Source organism: Lysinibacillus antri, from assembly GCF_003977595.1.
Taxonomy (GTDB): domain Bacteria; phylum Bacillota; class Bacilli; order Bacillales_A; family Planococcaceae; genus Ureibacillus; species Ureibacillus antri.
Genome location: NZ_RYYR01000001.1, coordinates 222,179 through 243,022 on the forward strand (window position 1 = coordinate 222,179; position 20,844 = coordinate 243,022).

23 protein-coding genes are annotated in these 20,844 nt (G+C 35.8%); 3 read left to right on the forward strand and 20 right to left on the reverse strand.

The features are described from left to right. Nucleotides 1–23 precede the first annotated feature (23 nt). The 7 genes from grpE to gpr form a co-directional block, all read right to left on the reverse strand. Entirely contained in the window at nucleotides 24–593 is a 570-nt protein-coding gene (grpE, locus tag EK386_RS01170; protein WP_126657173.1) for a nucleotide exchange factor GrpE, read from the reverse strand. Nucleotides 594–605: 12 nt separating this feature from the next. Then, nucleotides 606–1,640, reverse strand: a complete 1,035-nt coding sequence (gene hrcA / locus EK386_RS01175) for a heat-inducible transcriptional repressor HrcA (protein ID WP_126657174.1) — start codon at nucleotides 1,638–1,640, stop codon at nucleotides 606–608. A 91-nt stretch (nucleotides 1,641–1,731) separates the two neighbouring features. Further along, nucleotides 1,732–2,877 carry a radical SAM family heme chaperone HemW gene (gene hemW / locus EK386_RS01180; protein ID WP_126657175.1) on the reverse strand — a complete coding sequence of 382 codons (1,146 nt, stop codon included), beginning with the start codon at nucleotides 2,875–2,877 and terminating at the stop codon, nucleotides 1,732–1,734. A 120-nt stretch (nucleotides 2,878–2,997) separates the two neighbouring features. Beyond that, complete coding sequence (locus EK386_RS01185) at nucleotides 2,998–3,321, reverse strand: geranylgeranyl pyrophosphate synthase (RefSeq protein ID WP_126657176.1); 324 nt, start codon at nucleotides 3,319–3,321, stop codon at nucleotides 2,998–3,000. Nucleotides 3,322–3,956: 635 nt separating this feature from the next. Then, nucleotides 3,957–5,792: a translation elongation factor 4 gene (gene lepA, locus EK386_RS01190; RefSeq protein WP_126657177.1), complete on the reverse strand. Its 1,836-nt coding sequence runs from the start codon at nucleotides 5,790–5,792 to the stop codon at nucleotides 3,957–3,959. A 236-nt stretch (nucleotides 5,793–6,028) separates the two neighbouring features. Further along, complete coding sequence (spoIIP, locus tag EK386_RS01195) at nucleotides 6,029–6,940, reverse strand: stage II sporulation protein P (protein ID WP_126657178.1); 912 nt, start codon at nucleotides 6,938–6,940, stop codon at nucleotides 6,029–6,031. 187 nt (nucleotides 6,941–7,127) lie between these two features. Next, nucleotides 7,128–8,168, reverse strand: coding sequence for a GPR endopeptidase (gene gpr / locus EK386_RS01200; protein WP_126657179.1), 1,041 nt, complete (start codon nucleotides 8,166–8,168; stop codon nucleotides 7,128–7,130). 163 nt (nucleotides 8,169–8,331) lie between these two features. Between gpr and rpsT the strand changes: the two genes are divergently transcribed. Further along, entirely contained in the window at nucleotides 8,332–8,583 is a 252-nt protein-coding gene (gene rpsT, locus EK386_RS01205; protein ID WP_126657180.1) for a 30S ribosomal protein S20, read from the forward strand. A 193-nt stretch (nucleotides 8,584–8,776) separates the two neighbouring features. On the opposite strand, the gene holA is transcribed toward rpsT, so the two are convergent. Continuing rightward, nucleotides 8,777–9,787: a DNA polymerase III subunit delta gene (holA, locus tag EK386_RS01210; RefSeq protein WP_126657181.1), complete on the reverse strand. Its 1,011-nt coding sequence runs from the start codon at nucleotides 9,785–9,787 to the stop codon at nucleotides 8,777–8,779. A gap of 173 nt (nucleotides 9,788–9,960) precedes the next feature. Here holA and EK386_RS01215 point away from each other — a divergent pair, with 173 nt between their 5' ends. After that, on the forward strand, nucleotides 9,961–10,128 hold the full coding sequence (locus tag EK386_RS01215; protein ID WP_126657182.1) for a YqzM family protein: 168 nt from the start codon (nucleotides 9,961–9,963) through the stop codon (nucleotides 10,126–10,128). Nucleotides 10,129–10,182: 54 nt separating this feature from the next. On the opposite strand, the gene EK386_RS01220 is transcribed toward EK386_RS01215, so the two are convergent. The 12 genes from EK386_RS01220 to EK386_RS01275 all read right to left on the reverse strand — a co-directional run bounded on the left by EK386_RS01220 (nucleotide 10,183) and on the right by EK386_RS01275 (nucleotide 19,940). After that, complete coding sequence (locus EK386_RS01220; protein ID WP_126657183.1) at nucleotides 10,183–12,477, reverse strand: DNA internalization-related competence protein ComEC/Rec2; 2,295 nt, start codon at nucleotides 12,475–12,477, stop codon at nucleotides 10,183–10,185. Further along, the gene (locus tag EK386_RS01225) at nucleotides 12,449–13,021 is read right to left on the reverse strand and encodes a ComE operon protein 2 (RefSeq protein ID WP_126657184.1); all 573 of its coding nucleotides are present in this window, start codon (nucleotides 13,019–13,021) and stop codon (nucleotides 12,449–12,451) included. Before EK386_RS01225 ends, EK386_RS01220 begins: the two co-directional genes overlap by 29 nt. Before the next feature lie 79 nt (nucleotides 13,022–13,100). Then, entirely contained in the window at nucleotides 13,101–13,733 is a 633-nt protein-coding gene (locus EK386_RS01230; RefSeq protein WP_246027554.1) for a helix-hairpin-helix domain-containing protein, read from the reverse strand. Nucleotides 13,734–14,064: 331 nt separating this feature from the next. Beyond that, complete coding sequence (locus EK386_RS01235; protein WP_126657185.1) at nucleotides 14,065–14,805, reverse strand: class I SAM-dependent DNA methyltransferase; 741 nt, start codon at nucleotides 14,803–14,805, stop codon at nucleotides 14,065–14,067. Beyond that, nucleotides 14,805–15,152 carry a ribosome silencing factor gene (rsfS, locus tag EK386_RS01240; protein ID WP_126657186.1) on the reverse strand — a complete coding sequence of 116 codons (348 nt, stop codon included), beginning with the start codon at nucleotides 15,150–15,152 and terminating at the stop codon, nucleotides 14,805–14,807. The genes EK386_RS01235 and rsfS overlap by 1 nt, the downstream gene beginning before the upstream one ends. Nucleotides 15,153–15,186: 34 nt before the next feature. Beyond that, nucleotides 15,187–15,741, reverse strand: coding sequence for a bis(5'-nucleosyl)-tetraphosphatase (symmetrical) YqeK (yqeK, locus tag EK386_RS01245; RefSeq protein WP_126657187.1), 555 nt, complete (start codon nucleotides 15,739–15,741; stop codon nucleotides 15,187–15,189). Then, nucleotides 15,728–16,300 carry a nicotinate-nucleotide adenylyltransferase gene (locus tag EK386_RS01250; RefSeq protein ID WP_126657188.1) on the reverse strand — a complete coding sequence of 191 codons (573 nt, stop codon included), beginning with the start codon at nucleotides 16,298–16,300 and terminating at the stop codon, nucleotides 15,728–15,730. Before EK386_RS01250 ends, yqeK begins: the two co-directional genes overlap by 14 nt. A gap of 13 nt (nucleotides 16,301–16,313) precedes the next feature. Further along, nucleotides 16,314–16,619, reverse strand: coding sequence for a ribosome assembly RNA-binding protein YhbY (yhbY, locus tag EK386_RS01255; RefSeq protein ID WP_126657189.1), 306 nt, complete (start codon nucleotides 16,617–16,619; stop codon nucleotides 16,314–16,316). A gap of 22 nt (nucleotides 16,620–16,641) precedes the next feature. Further along, nucleotides 16,642–17,478 (reverse strand): shikimate dehydrogenase, encoded by an 837-nt coding sequence (gene aroE, locus EK386_RS01260; protein WP_126657190.1) that lies wholly within the window; start codon nucleotides 17,476–17,478, stop codon nucleotides 16,642–16,644. Between the two features lie 26 nt (nucleotides 17,479–17,504). Then, nucleotides 17,505–18,608 carry a ribosome biogenesis GTPase YqeH gene (yqeH, locus tag EK386_RS01265; RefSeq protein ID WP_126657191.1) on the reverse strand — a complete coding sequence of 368 codons (1,104 nt, stop codon included), beginning with the start codon at nucleotides 18,606–18,608 and terminating at the stop codon, nucleotides 17,505–17,507. Continuing rightward, entirely contained in the window at nucleotides 18,605–19,129 is a 525-nt protein-coding gene (locus tag EK386_RS01270; RefSeq protein ID WP_246027550.1) for a YqeG family HAD IIIA-type phosphatase, read from the reverse strand. The genes yqeH and EK386_RS01270 overlap by 4 nt, the downstream gene beginning before the upstream one ends. Before the next feature lie 28 nt (nucleotides 19,130–19,157). Beyond that, nucleotides 19,158–19,940: a phosphatidylserine decarboxylase gene (locus tag EK386_RS01275; protein WP_126657193.1), complete on the reverse strand. Its 783-nt coding sequence runs from the start codon at nucleotides 19,938–19,940 to the stop codon at nucleotides 19,158–19,160. A 233-nt stretch (nucleotides 19,941–20,173) separates the two neighbouring features. On the opposite strand from EK386_RS01275, the gene pssA reads away from it, so the two are divergent. Further along, nucleotides 20,174–20,713 (forward strand): CDP-diacylglycerol--serine O-phosphatidyltransferase, encoded by a 540-nt coding sequence (gene pssA / locus EK386_RS01280; protein ID WP_126657194.1) that lies wholly within the window; start codon nucleotides 20,174–20,176, stop codon nucleotides 20,711–20,713. The last annotated feature ends 131 nt before the right edge of the window (nucleotides 20,714–20,844 follow it).

The following is a 20,844-nucleotide window of genomic DNA, read 5'->3' on the forward strand; positions in this document are numbered from 1 at the left end:
AATTGTGTTATTTACATGAAATATTATTCGTTTACTGAAACCATTGAAGGTCTTAGTACACGATCTTTTAATTTATAACCTTTTTGAAGTTCACGTAAAACAATCCCAGATTCTTTTTCAGAGTCTGATTCTTGCATTACAGCTTGATGCACAGTTGGATCAAAGCTTTGACCCTCTGCAGGAATGACTTCTAATCCTTCAACATTTGTTGCATCAATTAATGTTTTATAAACCATTTCGATACCTTTATGTAAGGAAATAGCATCTTCTGAAGTGACTTCTACTTGTAGAGCACGTTCAAAATTATCCAGTACCGGTAGTAAATCTGTAAGCAGTTTTTGTGCACGGTACTTTTCCGCCGCTTCACGATCTAGTTGTGTTCTGCGTCGTAAATTATCGTAATCTGCTCTTAGACGTAAGAAGCGATTTTCTTCTTCTTCTAATTTTGATTTTAATTCGGTGATTTCAGCTTGTAATTGCTCTTCCATTGATAATTCTACATTACCTTCGTTGGATGTATTTTCAACTACTTCTTCATTTGTTGACTCTGTTACTTTATCTAGTTGTTCTTTATTCTCTGTCGTTTCAGACACTTTGAATCCTCCTTATAGCCCACCATTTTGTTTATTTGAAAGTACACGAGTTAGCCCGCTACTCATAATATCAAGTAATGAAATGACCCTTTGATAGTCCATACGGGTTGGTCCAATAATGGCAATCGATCCTTCTTGTTCTTTGCCAATCGCATAGGTTGCTGTAATTACACTTAAGTCTTCCATCGCTAAATGATTATTTTCCGATCCAATTCTAATATGGATACCGGTATCACTTGGTTGGAACAGTGAGATCACTTGGCTTTCCTTTTCCATTAGTTCTAAAAGGGCACGGACTTTATTTAAATCGTGAAACTCTGGTTGATTCAACATGTTTGTTTTACCGCCGAAGTAAATTTTACCTTCATTTTGAACTGATGTTACATTTTTCAATGATTGTAAAATGGAATCAGCAGTATGCACGTGTTGTCTTAATACATTAAATGCTTCTAATTCTAATTTACTTTGAAGCTCGAGTAATGGAACACCTATTAAGCGTTCATTCAATATATTAACCGTTTTTTCAATATCTGATGGATCAAAGCCATCTGGTAATGTAAATGTACGATTTTCAACATGACCATTATCCGTGACAATAATTGCAACGGCAGTTTGTGCGGTTAATGGGACAATTTGAAATCTTTTTATGCGGTGTTTCCCTACATTCGGTCCAAGTAATATCGTTGTATAAGAAGTTAAATCAGACAAAATGCTAGCAGATTCACGAATTACTTGTTCCATTTCTACAATCTGATTTTGAAAAATGGATTGAATTAACCCAACATCTTTTAAAGACATTGTTTTCGGTTGTAACAAGTGGTCAACATAAAAACGATATCCTTTTTCAGATGGAATTCGACCAGATGAAGTATGGGTTTTTTCTAAATAGCCCAACTCCTCTAAATCGGCCATCTCGTTTCGGATTGTTGCAGGACTAAATGTAATGCTGTCCTTTTTTGAAATTTGACGTGACCCTACTGGTTGAGCTGAAATAACAAAATCATCAACGATTACTTGCAAAATTTGTAATTGTCGATTTGTAAGCATTGTCATCACCTCTGTTAGCACTCATCATTAAGGAGTGCTAATACTATAATTTAAATTATCAAATCTCTCATATTATGTCAACGCTAACGCCCTAATCTCCCATTAAAAATTGTTGAAACACGTCATTGCCAACAAACCTTCCCTTTCTGCTTAAGCGAATGCCATGTTCATCCTTACTAAGCAAACCATTGTTAACTAACTGTTCAATGGTGTCACTGTATAAATCCAGCATTGAAATCCCGAATTTTTTATTGAATTCTTCAAAAGAAACACCCTCGTTTTTCCGTAATCCTAAAAACATTTGTTCTTCCTGCTTCTCTTCAGACGTTACTTTATGGGTTTGAAGGATTGGTCGTTGTGCGTTGGTTAAAGACTCAATGTATTTCTTGATTGGTGCATAATTTGAATATCTTTCTCCTTTTAAATAACCATGGGCCCCTGCTCCAAATCCAGCATATTCATCATTGTCCCAATAAATTTTATTATGTGTTGATTGATACCCTTCTAACGCAAAATTACTAATTTCATACTGTTGTAAACCGCTTTTTCCCATTCTCTTCATGAGGAGATCATACATATCTGCCTCGTGGTCTTCCGTCGGTAAATTAAGCTTCCCTTTTGCATATTGAATATAAAAAATAGTTTTCGGTTCAACTATTAATGAGTATGCGGAATAATGTGGCAGGTTTAACTGAATCGCTTTGTCTAATGTCTGTTCCCATTGTTCCATCGTTTGACCGGGTAAACCATACATTAAATCGATACTTATATTGTTGAATCCTACTTGTTTTGCTTTTTCAATCGTTTCATACACATGTTCATTTGTATGGGTTCTGCCTATTTTTTTTAATAGGTCTTGGTCAAAGGATTGCACTCCCATACTTAATCGATTTACTCCACCATTATATAATGCCTCTAGTTTGCTAGTTGTTAACTCATCCGGATTTGCTTCTGAGCTAAATTCGACTAAGTTTGTTGTCGGGAGGTATTGATGAATTAAAGACAATAATCTTGAAATTTGCTTAGCAGAAAGAGCTGTTGGTGTACCTCCACCTAAAAATACTGTTTCGATATTTTGAAATTGTTCTGGCATCGCATGAACAACCATTTCGATTTCTTTTCCTACTGCTTCAATATATTCATCAACTGGCTGATTTTTAAAAAACACCTTGTTAAAATCACAGTAATTACAAATTTGATGACAGAAAGGAATATGTATATAGACACCTCGCGCCACGACTTTCCCTTCTTTCTCCTTAGTTTTTCATTATTCTATTGTACTCCTTCATTTTAAAATTTCAATTTTTGCCCCATAAAAGAAAAAGAGACATCTTAAAAGGATGCCTCTGAAATAAAATTATAATGCCATTTTAACTTGCTTATTATGTATATTATGAACTAAATCCACTGCTGAATAGTGTGGAAAGTTTGTTGAAAATTCAGTTGCTTCAATTTTTGTTTCAAAAGAAAAAGAACCGATTTCTTTTTCAATTTCAAATAAATTATTATTGAGTCGAATAAGATACAGTCTAACAGTAGGTTTGTACGGTTTATTTTGCTCAAAATTATCACTAGCTATTAATGTCCCATATGTCTCATTTTCTTTAGAAACTATTGTATTTATTACACTCAGTTCATCAAGTTCAAACCATTCGGGAATATTTACTCTTCCTTTGCTCATTTTATCATCTCCTTTATTGTTTTTTCTTAAGAAGTACTGTTTAAACCATTTTATGTAAAGCTAAGTTATTCACTTGGTTTTACAATTACTATTTTACTATATTCCTGTATTAAGTAGAAGATGTACTTAATATATTTGTTTAGACATTTATAAAGTGAAACTTCAATCCGTGGGGGGTTTCTTCATCCCCCACGGATTGTTAGTTGAACCAATCGGGCGCATGCCAGCAGTTGATCTCCCACCTATCCTTTTTGTTTTACTTAAGTCTTGAGGTGGGAGTCTTTACTGCCCGTTAATGCGGGATAAAATGGTCTCACTAAAATGATGAGATAGTTTATTTCATATAGTCTTTAGCACACAGTACATTCTTAGAAACAGGTTTTTGTGTTGAGCTATAGTACACTTACACTCCTATTACTTTTATACTAGCCTTCTCATCACCGACATTTCAACCGTCAAATTTCTGTCGGTCACCGTCAATCTCTTGTCGGTAACTATTAATCTCCTGTCAGAAATTTAGATTCTTATTATACAGAGCCTGCATCCTTCATTCATAGGAAATTACTGTTTTACATGTCACCTAAAAAATGGGTAATAAAAAATTGCCTCACCAAGTTGATGAGACAATTTTCAAATTATGATTTTTTATTACTATCATCCATTTTTAATACAGCCATAAACGCTTCTTGCGGAACTTCTACAGATCCGACTTGCTTCATACGTTTTTTACCTTCTTTTTGCTTATCAAGAAGTTTTCGTTTACGCGAAATGTCACCACCGTAACATTTTGCAAGAACGTTTTTACGCATTGCTTTAATTGTCGAACGGGCAACAATTTTTTGACCAATCGCTGCTTGAATTGGTACTTCGAATTGTTGACGTGGGATTAATTCCTTTAATTTCTCCACGATTACTTTACCACGTTCGTATGCAAAGTCACGGTGAACGATAAAGCTTAGTGCGTCCACTTGCTCACTATTTAATAAAATGTCCATTTTCACAAGCTTTGATGGTTTGTAACCGATTAACTCATAGTCAAATGATGCATAACCTTTTGTATTTGATTTTAAGTAATCAAAGAAATCATAAACAATTTCAGATAATGGCATTTCATAAATAATACTCACACGGCTTGTATCAATGTAATCCATCGTCATAAAGTTTCCACGTTTCATTTGGCAAAGCTCCATTACAGCTCCAACATAGTCATTTGGCACCATAATTGTTGCTTTTACATAAGGTTCTTCAATGCGATCAATTTTTTGTGGATCTGGCATCATTGAAGGGTTGTCGACTTTGATTACTTCCCCATCTGTTAAATGTACATCATAAATTACAGATGGTGCAGTTGTAATTAAGTCAATATTAAATTCACGTTCAATACGTTCTTGAATAATCTCCATATGAAGCAGTCCTAAGAACCCACAACGGAAACCAAAACCTAACGCTTGAGAAGTTTCTGGTTCGTATTGAAGAGCAGAATCATTTAGTTCTAACTTCTCTAATGCTTCTCGTAAGTCGTTATATCTTGCTGTATCAATTGGATAAAGACCGCAATATACCATTGGGTTTAATTTTCGATATCCTTCAAGTGGTGCTTCTGCTGGACGATTGGCAAAGGTAACTGTATCCCCAACTCGAGTATCTCCTACATTTTTAATCGATGCTGTTAAATAGCCTACATCACCTACAGTAAGTTCTGCTTGCGGTACTGATTTTGGCGTATGTACTCCAACTTCAATTACCTCAAACTCAGCACCTGTTGCCATCATACGGATTTTATCGCCAGGTTTAACAGTTCCATTTACAATACGAATGGAAATAATAACCCCTTTATAGGCATCGTAAACTGAATCAAAAATTAATGCTTGCAGAGGTGCCTCAGGATCCCCTGTTGGTGCTGGTACTTTTTCAACAATTTGTTCTAAAATTTCTTCAATACCAATGCCCGCTTTTGCAGATGCTAGTACCGCTTCAGATGCATCTAGCCCGATTACATCCTCTACTTCTTGACGTACACGTTCTGGATCTGCTGCTGGCAAATCAATTTTGTTAATAACTGGTAAAATTTCTAAATCGTTATCAAGGGCTAAATAAACATTGGCAAGTGTTTGCGCCTCAATTCCTTGCGCGGCATCTACAACTAAAATTGCCCCTTCACATGCCGCTAAGCTTCGTGAAACTTCATATGTAAAATCGACGTGACCTGGTGTGTCGATCAAATGGAATGTATAAGTTTCACCATTTTTTGCTACATATTTTAGCTGAACCGCATTTAATTTGATCGTAATGCCTCGTTCACGCTCAAGATCCATAGAATCTAACAATTGCGCTTTCATTTCGCGTGTTGTAATGGATTTTGTTTTTTCTAAAATACGGTCTGCTAATGTTGATTTACCGTGATCGATATGTGCAATGATAGAAAAATTTCGAATATTTTCTTGTCGTTTTAAACGTTCTTCTCGATTCATGTTCTTGTCCACTCCTAATCAAATACGCCTCCCGCGCTTATTCTACGTCGTTGTAGAAATTATGCCCTTTGAATTTATCATAGGCATACGCTGGAGGCTTTAACCTTTATTAGTATGGAAATACTAATAAATTATATTAACTTTCATAACAGGTGAAAGTTCTCAGGCTAAACTTATTTGAATTATAGCAGTGAGACAATACCTTACGCAATGTTAGAGTGAGAAAAATCTATTTCTTACAACTCATTGCTATCATTTGTATTAGGTTTAGTTGCTTCAGCATTTTTTACAAGTTGTTGGTTCATAAATGTTTTTGAAATTGCTTGTGCTAACACAGCAACCGTTCGATAAACTTCATCTTCCGTATTATCGATACCACCAATTTCGATTAACAATAATCCTTTTGATAAATCTTGGTTATAAACTCCATCTACCCCTGCACCTTTTTTCTCAATAATTCCTCTAGAGATGTTTGGAATAATTTGGTTCATTGTCTGACTTAATGGATTCGCATAGGATAAATTTTGTTTGTAATTTGGATTTTCAGCGCCAATAACAAAGGCCACTTTCGCATACTTGACATTATTATGTGAAACTGTTGACTTATCTGCTTTTGTCGCATCACGGTGAATATCTAAAACTAAATCATAACTGTTTTGTTGCAATTCCTTACTAATATAAGGACGGACTGTTTTATAAGCAGAAGACATAGTAAGGCCCTTTTGCTTCATCACAGACATAACATCTACATCCAAAGTTTTCGCGTTTAAACCATTCAATTTGAAGTAGTCTTCCATCACTTGTGACATTGTAAGAAGGTTGGATTGGTCATCGTAAACTGCAACTGTTCCCTTTTCACTTTCAACAAAAGGTTTGTATGTTTCGTGGGAATGAGTAAAAACAAATAATACATCAAAAGAGTCAACTGGCGGTGTTACATCTGTAACGATTTCTTCTATTGGCGGAGCATCTGGTGTAGGTGTTTCTTGTGTTGTAACTTCTGTGGATGCAAAGACTACTTGCTTTTCTTCTTCCACAATAGGAGGCTTATATTTCTCGTTGTTCGGAAAAGGCAATAGTCCTGCAATGATCGGTAACATAAAAAAGAAGAATAAAAAAACTGCTATAACTTGAACTTTTTTTAACATGACATCCTCTCCTTCCACTACATTATGGAGAGAAGAGGATTTTTAGAACTATTTTTAAGAAAAGCGGAAGAGGTTCGCGCAAGCTCCGACAAGCGTTGGAGACTCCTCCTGCGAAGGCGCTTTTTGCTTTTACAGGAGGAGTCGAAACGCTCGAGAAGCTAGATATTGTTCAAACTCCAAAAACAACCTATTGCTTTTCTTTTTTTACCTTTTGATCGAGCCAATTAAATAAAGCTCTACTAATCAGAAGTGAATATTTTGTTATCCAAACATCGACTTCCTTAGGTGTGACAATTAAACGTTCAGGATGGTGGGCAAAGGCTTCTTCAAATAATTGAAGTCGATCATTTGTTGACCACGTTGACCATTCACCAAAAATCGGCTTAATTAAATTTAAATCGACTCTCGCATCAGAATCTGGTGTCCACGACGTAACAGACAGTTTACTAGACGGCTTGCCTCGTTCTTCAATTTTCGCCGCAATCGAACGAAATACGTTATCGATCGCGTCCGCGATAATCACTGTAGCATCTACAACGGTTGGAACCCCAATTGCCGTAACCGGAACCCCCATCACTTCTTTTGAAACTTCAGTACGAGTATTGCCCACACCGGACCCTGGATGAATTCCAGTATCGGTAATTTGAATGGTTTTACATAACCTTGAACTTCCTCTTGTAGCAAGTGCATCGATTACTAGAACGAGAGAAGGTTGTATTTTTTCAGTAAGTGCATGGATAAAATCACTTGTTTCGAAACCTGTTTGACCTGTTACGCCAGGAGCATAAAGAATAAAATGGTCACTTGGATTTTCGGATTGTTCCGTTTGCATGGCATCAATCGCAAAAGGACCAATAGCATCGGGAGTAATTGTTTTATTTCCTAAACCTACAACGAGTACTTTACTATCTTTTTTAATTTCGATATCTTTATGAATTTCATCGAGATATTTTGTAAACGCTCTTTCTAGTTGTTCAAAACCATTGTTATCTTCAATCGTTAAAGTTGGAACAGAGAGGGTAATATACTTCCCTTCTTTTTTTCCGATTTGTTCTTGTCCTAATTTATCTACTTCAACTTTTGTTACCTTTACTCTACCATCTTTAAACTCTTCAATGGAGACACCATTGGATTCTTCTAATTTTTCCTTCTGTTGTCTGGTTTGATGTTCGACTACCTCTTGGGATTCATCGATTAAATCGGTTCTACTCCAATTCACTTCTATCATCAATTATCACCTCATAAATATGTTAGACAAACTGTCAAGTAAATATTCTTTGCATTTAACTATTGCAATTATTGTTGTCGTTTGGTAGAATGATTTTTGTTGTATTGACAAGAAAATAGTGAGAAGATAACTCATCTCGTACCTTACTTAGGAGGTGAAAGATATGCCAAACATTAAATCTGCAATTAAACGTGTTAAAGTTGCTGAAAAAGCAAACGCTGCTAACTCTCAAGCAAAATCTGCTATGCGTACTACAGTGAAAAAAGCTGAACAAGCTCTTGCAAATAATGCTGAAAACGCACAAGAATTAGTAGTAGCGGCTTCTAAAGCTCTTGATAAAGCAGCTTCTAAAGGTCTTATCCATAAAAATGCAGCTGCTCGCAAAAAATCACGTCTAGCTAAACAAGCTAACTAATGAAACCGTAAAGATCAATTACCTTTTTAGGTAGTTGGTCTTTTTTCATTGTAAAAACAACAAATTTTATATACCAAAACAAAAATGATTCTAACTTCGGAAGACGCGGCCTACCACTGTAAGCCACGAAAAAATCTAAATTCACAGGGAAAAAGAAAAACCACCCAAAATAGGATGGTAAATAAACTAATTTTTATAACGCCCTTAATAAAAACATTTCCAACAACCGCTCGCGATTTCCCCCGACCGATTTTAATTTTAAATCAATTTCCGATAAACTATGTAATGCCTTTAATAATCGCTCTTCAGAAGGTCGGTTTCGATTTTCCACCATTAATTTCACCCGGTAAGGATGTATTTTTAACTGTTTCGAAATTTGGGTTGCATGATATCCTTTTTTCTGCAAATAATAAACATTGTTCATCGTACGAATATTCGATGCAAGCAGCCCAACTAGCATAATCGGTTCTTCCTTTTGTCTGAGTAAATCATGATAAATCTGGATAGCCTCTGCATTTTGATGGGACAAATAAGCGTTTAACATTTTGAACGCATCATGCTCTAACGTTTTGGCAACGAGGTCTTCCACAATATCGGTTGTAATCATTGGTTGTTCGCCAAGATACAGGCAAATTTTCTCGATTTCAATTTGCAGTTGGAGCATATTTGCGCCGACCATTTCAACAAGTTTATCGACCGCTTCATCCTGGATCGTTTTATTAAAGCGATTTACTTCTGTACGAATCCAAACGGCTAAATCATTTTCTTTGGGCGTTTCTGCATGAAGGACAGTACATTTTTCCTTCATTAATTTCGTAATTTTTTTACGTTCATCCAATTTTTCATAAGGTGCAATAAAAATAACAATGGCAAAATCAGATGGGTTGTTTAGCCACATTTCTAAACGCTTTAGATCATGTTCTATTTTTTCTTTTCCTTTTTCCATAGCCTTTAAAAAAGAAGCATTTTTTGCGAGTATTAGCTTCTTTTCAGAAAAAAATGGAAAGGTATCGGCTTCATCGAGAACGAAATCTACAGGGGATTCCTCTAAATCAAAGTTAATTGTTTCCGTTTCTTCTGTTGTATTTAATGCCTGTTTTATTTTTTTTATCGTTTCGTCAATAAAATAAGTTTCTTCCCCATAAATACAATAAATAGGAGCGATTTGTCCATTTTTAATATCTTTCCATATTTTCGAAAACATTATTGTCACTCCTTACACTTTTTCATTTCTAGTATACACAATTTTTTCTTTTATCATATCGAATGTATAAATTGTGTCCAATTTACGAAAGGTGATTAGTAGAATTTGACGTATTCCATATAGATTTTTAGTATATATTGACTTATAATGGTCTTTGAGTAGGAGGGATAGGTATGGCATCACATAATAATGAAAACGTTGTAACACATAATCCTTTTGAAGGTGAAAATGGCGCAACTATGCGTAACCAAGCAATCGATGCTGGTGTAGGATTCGGTGTTTCATTTGCATTCTTCGCACTTATGTTTATTATTGCAACAATTATTGATGTAGCAGCTTAATGCTACATAAGAAAAAAGGACATCTCATATAGGGGTATGTCTTTTTTTCTTTTTTTAATTGGAATAGAAAACGCTCATTTTACCATGATTGACTCGAACTTCAATTGTTCCTTTCTCACCAGTCGTTAATGTGGGTAAATTTAAAGATTTAAATCTCTCTACCACTTCAACATGAGGATGCCCATATCGATTATTTTCTCCCGCATTAAAAATAGTTAAATGCGGGCTTAATTTCTCAACAAAAGCTTGACTACTGGATGTTTTACTGCCATGGTGCCCCGCTTTCAATAAATATATGTTTTTTAAATTCGGGTAGGATTGTAAGATCAGTTCTTCCCCTTCTTGTTCTAAATCACCTGTAAAAAGGGCTGTAAACTCATTTCTTTTTACGAAAAGCACAAGGGAGTCATTATTTCCTTCATAGTCTGTATCTTGTGGCCACAGATATTGAAACGTCATATTGTCAATCGTCCATGAATTACCTGCGATTTGTTCGCGAATGGGTATTTGCTGTTTACGAGCTTCTTTTAAAAGATCATGCATAATCTCCTTTTGCAATGAATTTGGCGTAACATGGATTTCCTTTATGTTAATTTCACGCAATATTTCTTCTGCTCCTTCCACATGATCGGCATCTGCGTGGGTAATGATTAATTTATCAATTTTCTGTATCCCTTTTCCTTTTAAATATGGCACGACAACTTGAGTCCCAACTTCATATGGATTATGACTCCTTTTCCAGTTTTCCTGCTCAAATCTTAATAGTCCTCCTGTATCAATCATATAAACAGCCTTCCGTTTTGGCAGCTCTAAGATAATGCAGTCGCCTTGTCCAACATTTACAAAAGATATTTTTAAATCATGATTGAGCTGCTTTGAATAATGAATGAACATGACCGGAATTGCTAAAACAACCATGACCCAAAAAAGGCGTTTGCGATTTTCCAACATGTAAAACACAATAAATACACTTACATAAGCAAGACAAATAGCAAACAGCCCCAGTTTCCCGGCTACCCACATTTGATATGGAATCGCTTGTAACCAATGAATACACTCCGTTAGAAGTGTTCGGAACGGTTCATAACAGGCAAATAGGAGCTTTGCAAATGGACCTGGTAAGAAGGAGATGACTAATAAAAGAATGTTAATAGGTAAAATGATAAATGAGAACAATGGGACAAAGAAAATGTTGACAAAAAAGGAGGAAATGCTAATTTCATAAAAGTGGAACAACAATAGAGGATAAACGAGTAATTGACAGACAAACGTGATAAAAAACGACTGCATTAACCAAGATGGATCACGTTGAATAATTTTCCCTGAATAAATTAAGCTTACTGTTGCTAAATAGGATAATTGAAACCCAATTTGAAAAACAGACCAAGGTTCAACTAACAAAAATAATATAAAGCTAAGTGACAGTGCATCATCAATTGTTAGAAACCACTTTAACCTACAGAGGATGATTAATTCAACAACTACTACAGCACGCCATACAGAAGGAGCTCCTCCAGCTAACAAGGCGTACGTAGGCAAGATGATTAAAAGAATGACCGTCGCAAATTCTTTCCGAACCTTTAAACGAAGTAGCCCTTGAAAGAAGATAAATGAAACGATGGCAATATGTAAGCCAGAAATCGCAAATAAATGGGTGATTCCGAGCTTTTGATACGCTCGTGTCTCTTCATCCTCAACTAAGTCTTGCAATCCAATGAGCAGGGCCTGAGCCTCTCCTACGAGGGACTGGGGAAAGGTCTTCTCAATATGTGTTTTTAATTTAAATCTTTGCTCATTCATTTTTTGATAAAAAGACGCTTTTGTATTCATATAGGACCATTGGGAAATTTCAACAATTCCAATTGCGCCTTTACTTTTTAAATAGGTCTTCATGTTAAACGCAAATTGATGGGCAGGCTTTGACGGTTCTTCAAGAGATCCATAAACTAAAAATTGTCTACCAGTTAAAGAGGTTTGTTGATAGTATTCCTTTTCTTCTTCTGTCGTAAATTGATAGACGATATACACTTTCCTACCTTCCATGTCTGTCATTAAACCGCGCAACTTATCACCATTTATTTTATATTCATGCGTCCAAGTTAAGGTAGTTGGCAGCGTTAATGATTTTTCTACTTTGTTAACTTCGAACGTAACATAACTAAATGATAATAAGCCCATGAAAATAACACCAATAATATGAAGTAAATGTTCTTGCTTATATAGTAAAAAAAACGTAAAGAATACTAATAAAAATAAAAGCCTTCCCGATTCAATAGCTGCTAGAGTTGCAACGAGAATGGACAAGGCATAATAGATGAATTTAGATTTTAACGTGATCAAATAGTGCATTCACCTTCTCTTCAAAAGGTTTTAATTCCGCATCCGTTGCTCCAAGATTACGTAGTTTCGATAACATTTCAAAAGCTAACTCTAATTTTTCATCCTTTAAAAAATCAATTTTTGCTTCATCAAAAGGAATATGAACCACATTAACTTTAGCTTTTTCAAACAATTCTAGTGCGTATTGATTATTTTTATAATCCGTTGCATAGTAAACATTTTTAATCCCTGCTTGAATAATTGTTTTTGTACATGGTAAGCAAGGAAAATGTGTCACATAAATGTCTGCCCCATTGGCTGGTGTACCGTATTTTGCACATTGTAACAGTGCATTGGTTTCTGCATGGATTGTGCGTACACAATGATTGTCTACTACATAACAACCTTTTTCCGTACAATGTTCGTCGCCAGAAATCGAGCCATTATAGCCCCCTGCAATAATTCTTTTTTCACGCACAATCGTTGCACCTACTGCAAGTCTCGTACATGTACTACGAAGTGCTAATAAATGACTTTGTGCCATGAAAAATTGATCCCAAGTTATTCGCTCCATATGACTTCCTCCAAACTATTGTTTCTACTAGTTTAGATGGAAAAATCCAATGTTGCAATGCTAGATTATGAATCACGTTTTACTTTGCCTCGATGAATTCTCTTAATCTTTCAAAGGTTTTATCTCCTATACCTGTAACCTTTTTTAAATCTTCAATACTTTTGAACGCACCACTTTCTTCTCTATAGCTAATAATGGCTTGCGCTTTTGACGGGCCAATTCCAGGCAAGGTCGTTAATTGGGACTCATCTGCACTGTTTATGTCGATGAGACTTGAAGTAGCATGTTGATTATTCGTCGCTACAGCAACTTGTCCATTCGGAATTGTTTCAACATCCTCACCTTTTTTAGGAATATATAGTACCATTTCATCTACTAATTTTTGGGCATGATTAATCATTTTTGTATCCGCTTCTTCAATGTACCCACCAGCGAGTTGGATTGCATCAATTACGCGATCTTCTGTTGTTAACTCATACACACCAGGAAAATGGACGGCGCCTTTCACATCTACCATAACAGGACTATTCGTTGGTTCCTCAACTTCTTTTGTAACTTCGCTATTTAATTGTTCTATTTGTTCTTGTGGAATTGTTGTAATTTCAAGGGTTTCACCGCTTGAATCATTTTGTTGAAGGATAAAATAAAGGATTCCAATACAAACCATGCCGGGGAATAGCACCGTTTTTGCATACTTTTTGACAAGATGCACCAATAAAAAAACACCTCACTCCAGAAGGTTAGTCATATGGAGTATATTAATAATATACAAAAATTACCTTCTGTTGAAAAGATGTTTTATTATTTTTTAATATGTAAAATTTTTATACGTTTGAACAGTGTCTAGTTTCGTGGGCTAGCTCCTAGGCCACTTCAACTTTCTCCCACGCATGCAATTTATCTGCATCGAAAGCTTGCGACAGATGCAAGCATGCTCGTCAAAAGTCTCCGCCGCACACGGATGTGCAAGTGCCGACAATGCCACAGGACGTGGCGTTTTTGTCGGCCAGTGTCTGTCGGAGCTAGGCGAGCCCACTCCACTTTTATTTTATTGCCTGGATAAAGATTCTTTCACTTTCGTCTGTTGGCTCTGATTCTTCCCAATCTGCTGTAACAATGATTTCTGTAAACCCAATTTCCTTTAACCACTTCACATATGTTTCAACTGGGAACGTACGCTGGAAATGATCTTCATCAAATCGTTCAAACAACCCGGATTCTTCTTTTACAAAGAAGGTCATTTGATGATAGACGGAATGATTATCATCTCCCTCTTCTGTAAACCATACATACGTAATGTCGCCATCGTCATACGTAAATGGACTGTTCATGAAAATATGATCCATTTTATAAAGGGAGTGCACATCAAAAAAGATTTTTCCACCTTTTCGCAAAAGTCCATAAACCCTTTTTAACGTTTCAACAACGGCACTTTCATCATGTAAATAATTAATCGAATCGATTGGAATACAGGCAACATCGATCTCAGAAAACCCATCAAGTTGGTCCATCGACATAGCAACAAGTGGAATTGTTACTCCTGCTTCTTGAAAACGGTTATTTGCCACAGTTAACATTTCCTCTGATAAGTCAATTCCTGTTACTTGATAGCCTGCTTGATGAAAGCGTAAAGAAAGCGTACCTGTACCACAACCTATATCTAATAATTTTGGATACTGTTCACTTGGTGCATTTTGTTGTATCCATTGTAAATATTGATCGTAAGGTACGTCTTGCATCAGCTGATCATAAATGTAGGCAAACCGTTCGTAGCTATTATTCATCATTCAACTGTTGGTACGTCTAATTGAGGTGCGTCTCCCCAAAGTCTTTCTAAGTTATAAAATGCACGTTCGTCCTTATGGAAGATGTGCACAACAACGTCACCAAGGTCAACTAAAATCCAACGAGCCGAATCAAATCCTTCAATACGTTTTATATCAAAGCCGTTTTCTTGTGCTTTATCTTGCACTTCTCTTGCAATGGCTTGAAGCTGACGATCCGAGCTACCGTGACAAATAATAAAATAATCTGCTAATAGTGAGATATTTTGCATATTTAATACAACAATATCTTCCCCACGTTTATCATCGATCGCTTTATGTGCAATTTGTAATAAGTTTTGCGTCATTCTTCACTGTTCCTCTCTTTTTACGTTCCATTTTTTATGAAACCACATCATTAAAACATTCCACCGAGACTGGGAATATTGGTTGTTTTGTTTGAACTAAAAATAACATTGAATGGCTAATACATTGCTCCATAGCTTCATCTAAATTTTCCTTGGCAGCTTCACGTAACGCTTCTACACCTGGAAAATTTCGATTTGGTTCAATCATATCTGCAATGTAGATTATTTTTTCTAACTTTGACATTCCAGCACGTCCCGTTGTGTGGAACCGAATTGCATTTAAAATATCTTCGTTTCTTATATTAAATTCATGTTCAGCAATCCATGCTCCAACTGGTCCATGTAAAATTTCTGAACCCCAAGATAGGAGCCTCGCATCGAGACCATTTTCCTTTACGATTTGGCGCATCAAGTCTTCATCAGCGTATTTAGCGATATCATGTAAAATTGCCGCAGTTTCAGCCGATGTTATATCCTCATCATACCGTTTGGCTAACGCACAGGCCGTTTCCATTACACCAATAGTATGAATATATCTTTTTTCAGGCATACGCGTTTTTACAATGGCTAAATACTCATCGCGTTCCATAAAGACCTTCCTTTCGAATATAGTCCTCTACACCATCTGGTAACAAAAATTTTAATGTTCCGCCATTTTTTAAACGCTTGCGAATTAAAGTTGAAGATAGATCAATTAACGGCGCTTCTATCATTTTGACGTCATATGTAGATGTTGAATGTGTACCAGGACGCTTTACTCCAACAAATTGGACAAATTGAATGAGTTCATCAATTTTGTACCAGGTATGAAGGGAATCGATCATATCGCCACCGATAATAAAATAAAATTTTGTATCTGGCTCTCGCTCTTTTAACGCAAGGATCGTGTGATGCGTATAAGAAATTCCCCCAAGTTCCAACTCGATCGTTTCTAAACGAAATTGTTGATAGGGCTGAATTGCGATCTCTACCATTTGATGGCGATTTTCAATTGAAGCATCATCATCAAGTTTTTTATGAGGTGCAATTGCATTTGGCATAAAACGGACTTCATCTAGTTGCAATGCATCATACGCTTCATTTGCCATTATTAAATGTCCGATATGAGGAGGGTTAAACGTTCCTCCAAAAATGCCAACCTTTTTCATCCGTTTTTACACCTTACTTTTCTTTTACTTTTGGTAAAACAATTTTTTTATTGTTTCGAGATTCTTTATATAAAACAACTGTAAGACCAATTAGTTGAACGAGCTCAGCACCAGTACCTTCTGCTAATGCAGTAGCCACTTCATCTTTTTCCTCTTCACAGTTATCTAGTATACGAACTTTAATTAATTCACGAGCTTCTAACACATCTCGTAATTGACGTAGCATTTGATCATTTACCCCGCCTTTTCCTACTTGAAAAATAGGTGTTAAATGATGTGCCTCTGCTCTTAAAAAACGTTTTTGTTTGCCAGTTAGCATAAACTTAAATTTCCTCCTAATATTAACAGGTGCTTAGTTCTAATTCTGCTGTTAATTTTTTTGTCATTCCATTTGTATCGGGGTATTGCCCTAACCAATGATGAAAGGCAATTGCTCCTTGATGTACAAACATTCCAAGACCATTTACAACGATGGCCTTGTTCTTTTGTGCCTCAACTAAAAATGGGGTCATTAATGGATTATACACAATATCTGCAACAATTGCTCCTTCTTGTAGTTTGTCCAAAGAAAGAGGTAGGCTAAACTCACTTTGCGCTAAGCCAGCAGAGGTACATTGAATGATAATCCCATATTGATTTAAATGTTGTTCTGCCTCTTGTAATGATACTGCTTGTCCTGAACCAATTTCAGAAATGATGGCTTCTGCCTTTTGTGTCGTACGATTGGTAATGGTTAAATCATTGTAACCGAATTGTTGTAGTGCAAATGCGATACCTCTTGCGGCTCCACCAGCGCCAATTAATAATACTTTTTTCGCTTTATGGTCTTTTCCTACTTTTTCTTCAAGCGAGTGAACAAATCCCGGACCATCCGTATTATACCCTTTTAATTTGCCATCTGGTAAGCGAACTACGGTATTAACAGCACCCATTTTTTCCGCTAATTCATCTAGTTCATCAAGGAAAGGAATGATTGCCTGTTTATGGGGAATCGTTATATTCCAGCCACTTGCACCTAATGTTTTTAACGATGTAATGGATTGTTCTAGTTGTTCTGGCTTTACATGAATTGGAATATAAGTTGCATCTATATTCATTGCTTCAAACCACATATTATGCATATTAGGGGATTTTGAATGCGCAATTGGATCCCCAATGACTGCAAACCACTTTTTCATTTTTCAAATCCTCTTTTCTTCCTAAATTAGATTAAAGAAGGTCGAATAAATACCTCTACTCCTTTTGGTGCATGTGCAGCTACTACAACGTTTGCATGCTGAACCGTAATCCAGCCAAGCCCTGAAATCACCACGTCTGTTTTCGCTTCTTTAATCGCAAATTCATGACGAACCAATTCCGGAAGCTGATCAATATATTTTTTAGTTGGTGGTGCGAGTAATTCACCTTTATGCTCAGCATATAACGCATCCGCTTTTTCTAGTTTTGTACGGTGAATTGGTAAGTCATTTGCGATATGCACTGTAAAAGCAGAACGCTCACCTTTTATAAAATCAAATCTTGCTAAAGCACCAATGTACAAAGTTTGTCCTTCATTTTGTTGGTAAACTTTAGGTTTAATTTCTTTTTTCGGCATAATATATTTTAACTCACTTGAGTCAATGTGATGAGCCATTTGATGATGATTAATAATACCTGGTGTATCGTAAAGAGCAGATCCATCATCTAATGGAATCTCAATCATATCCAACGTCGTACCAGGAAAATGCGATGTTGTAATCACATTCCCTTCTCCTGTAGCTTGTTTAATGATGCGATTGATAAATGTTGATTTTCCTACATTTGTACAACCGACAACATAAACATCCTGGCCGTTTCGATAGTGTTCAATTTTCTCAACTACTTCAGCCATCCCCATTCCTTTATGGGCACTTACTAGTAGGACATCGATCGGCTGTAATCCTAAGCTTTTCGCTTCTCGTTTTAGCCAGTTGATGACTTTTTTAGGTTTAACAGATTTTGGTAGTAAGTCTGCTTTATTAGCTACTAATAGTACTGGATTGTTCCCTACGAATCGGTGCAATCCTGGTAACCAGCTACCATTAAAGTCGAAAATGTCCACGATTTTTACAATCAGACCTTTTTGCTCGCCAAGGCCGTTTAAAATTCGTAAAAAATCATCATCCGTTAAGCTGACCGGCTGAATTTCATTATAGTTTTTCAAACGAAAACATCGCTGGCAAATAACAGTTTCTTTCTCCAACGATGAAAGAGGCGCATAGCCAACCTCATTTGGATTTTCTGTTTGTATCATAGCTCCACAGCCAATACAATTTGGCATTTCGTTCATTGTTGTTCCTCCCAAGTTTTAATTCCTTTACGCTCTAGTGTATTAAATACGCGGCGCTCTACAAATCGATTAAAACGCGTAACAAAGCCATCCGACTCTGCAACAGGTCGAACTAAGAACGTATATAGCTGAAGGCGATTTGCCCCCATAATATCTGTTAATAACTGATCGCCAACCATTGCAACTTCATTGCTTTTTAAACGAATTTCCTTCATCGCTGCATAGTAGGCTCTTCCTAATGGCTTTCTAGCGCGATAGATAAATGGAATGCCTAAAGGTTCTGCAAATCGATTTACTCGTACTTCATTGTTGTTAGAAGCGATAATAATTTTGATTCCCGAAGCTTGAAGCATTTTCAACCACTGGGCAATTTCTTCGGTTGCATCTGGTCTGTCCCATTCAATCAGTGTATTATCTAGGTCCGTAATAATACCTCGTATCCCTAGTTTTTGTAATTTTTCTGGTGTAATTTCGAATATAGTATTTACATATTCATTAGGTAATAGAAAATTAAACAACACTTTGACCCCTTAAATATATTTTTTTCGATTATATCATAATTGCAATGGGTTCTCCCATCTTCACTTCGGCACCTTGCTGTATATCTTCTGTAAATTGTATTGTATTTTCCTCAAAAAACATCACAACCGTTGAACCGAAAGCAAAATAACCTATCTCTTCTCCTTTTTTCCAAGTTGAAGAAGTATTTGTCAATTTTATTGAATTAACAAACATTGCGCCTACTTTGACGAGTGTAAAATATTTATTATTTTGGTATTCTAATTCACTTATCATACGGTAATTATGACTAATTGGTTTTTTACCGTAAGTTAGCCCTAGATGATTCACAGGATATGATTTTTTTCCTAACACATATTGACGAATGACCTTCGCATCTAATGGACTATGAATACGATGGTAATTTGCTGGACTTAAGTAAAAAACGATATATTGACCATTTTTATATTTCTCCACAAGCTCTTGTTTGCCAAACAAATCCATTAACGTATACGGTTTATTTTTAACTGTAAAAATAGCACCTTCAATAATTTTACCAAAGGATTCGACTTTTGCATCGACAGGGCTAACGAATGTATGTTGTTGAGCATCTATTGGTCTAGCCTCTTCTTTTAATTGTCTTGTGAAGAAATCTTGTAAACTTGAAAAACTTTTATAATCCTTTGAAACCTCAGTTAATTCGATTTCGTATACTTTACTATACTCACGAATAAGCTTTTTACTAAACGAAGACGTTACAATGCTTTTTAACAAAAGGGAGCTATATCTTCCGTTCGTTAATTCGATTAAACGTTGATAAACCTTTTCTTTCATAATGACCCCCTAGTTCTTTACTTTTTTGTATACATGTTTATTTAATCATAAAGTTGGAACATTTTTTCAGAAATATTGATTTACTTACAATTTATACGGTTTAGAAGTATAATAAGAAAAGTCTAATGCGCTCGCAAAAGTAACGAAAATAGATCGCATCTATAGTAAGACCTTATTCAACATTAGAAAATTTCTTTTTAAGTTAATACATTTAGCGTAAAGGAGTGTTCTCCATGTTTTTACTCCAAATGGTGGATACCACGATTAAAAAAGTAAAATCCCACGCTGCTAATTTAATTACAATTTGTAATCTTTCTTTTGGTAGTGCTTCCATTATGGCAACATTAAATGAAGCTTATAGTTATAGCGTATTATTTATCTTTATCGCTGCTTTTTTAGATCGATATGATGGAAAAGTGGCAAGAAAATTTAACCTAGAATCTGAACTAGGTAAACAATTAGACTCTATGGGTGATATTATATCATTTGGTGTAGCCCCAGCCCTACTAATGTATGAAATAATCATGACTCATTTAGGAATGGCCGGAACCCTCTTAACCATTTTATATATTGCTTCAGGTGCATTTCGTTTAGCTCGTTTTAACATTACTGAATCAACAGGGTACTTCGTAGGTCTACCAATCACAGCTGCAGGTACATTTTTAACGTTTACTTATTTCTTCACAACAATTGTAAATCCTATCACGTATTTATTTTTGTTTCCACTACTTTCAATCTTAATGATTAGCAACTTTAAATTAAAAAAAGTTTAACCGCAATCGGTGCATTTTTATCTAGTGCATCGATTATTTTTTGACCGAAACGGTAGTATAGATTTTATGGATGTCCACTACGATGCGACAAATCGTGTTTTCTACCCATAAGATTCTGCTACTTTTTTTTC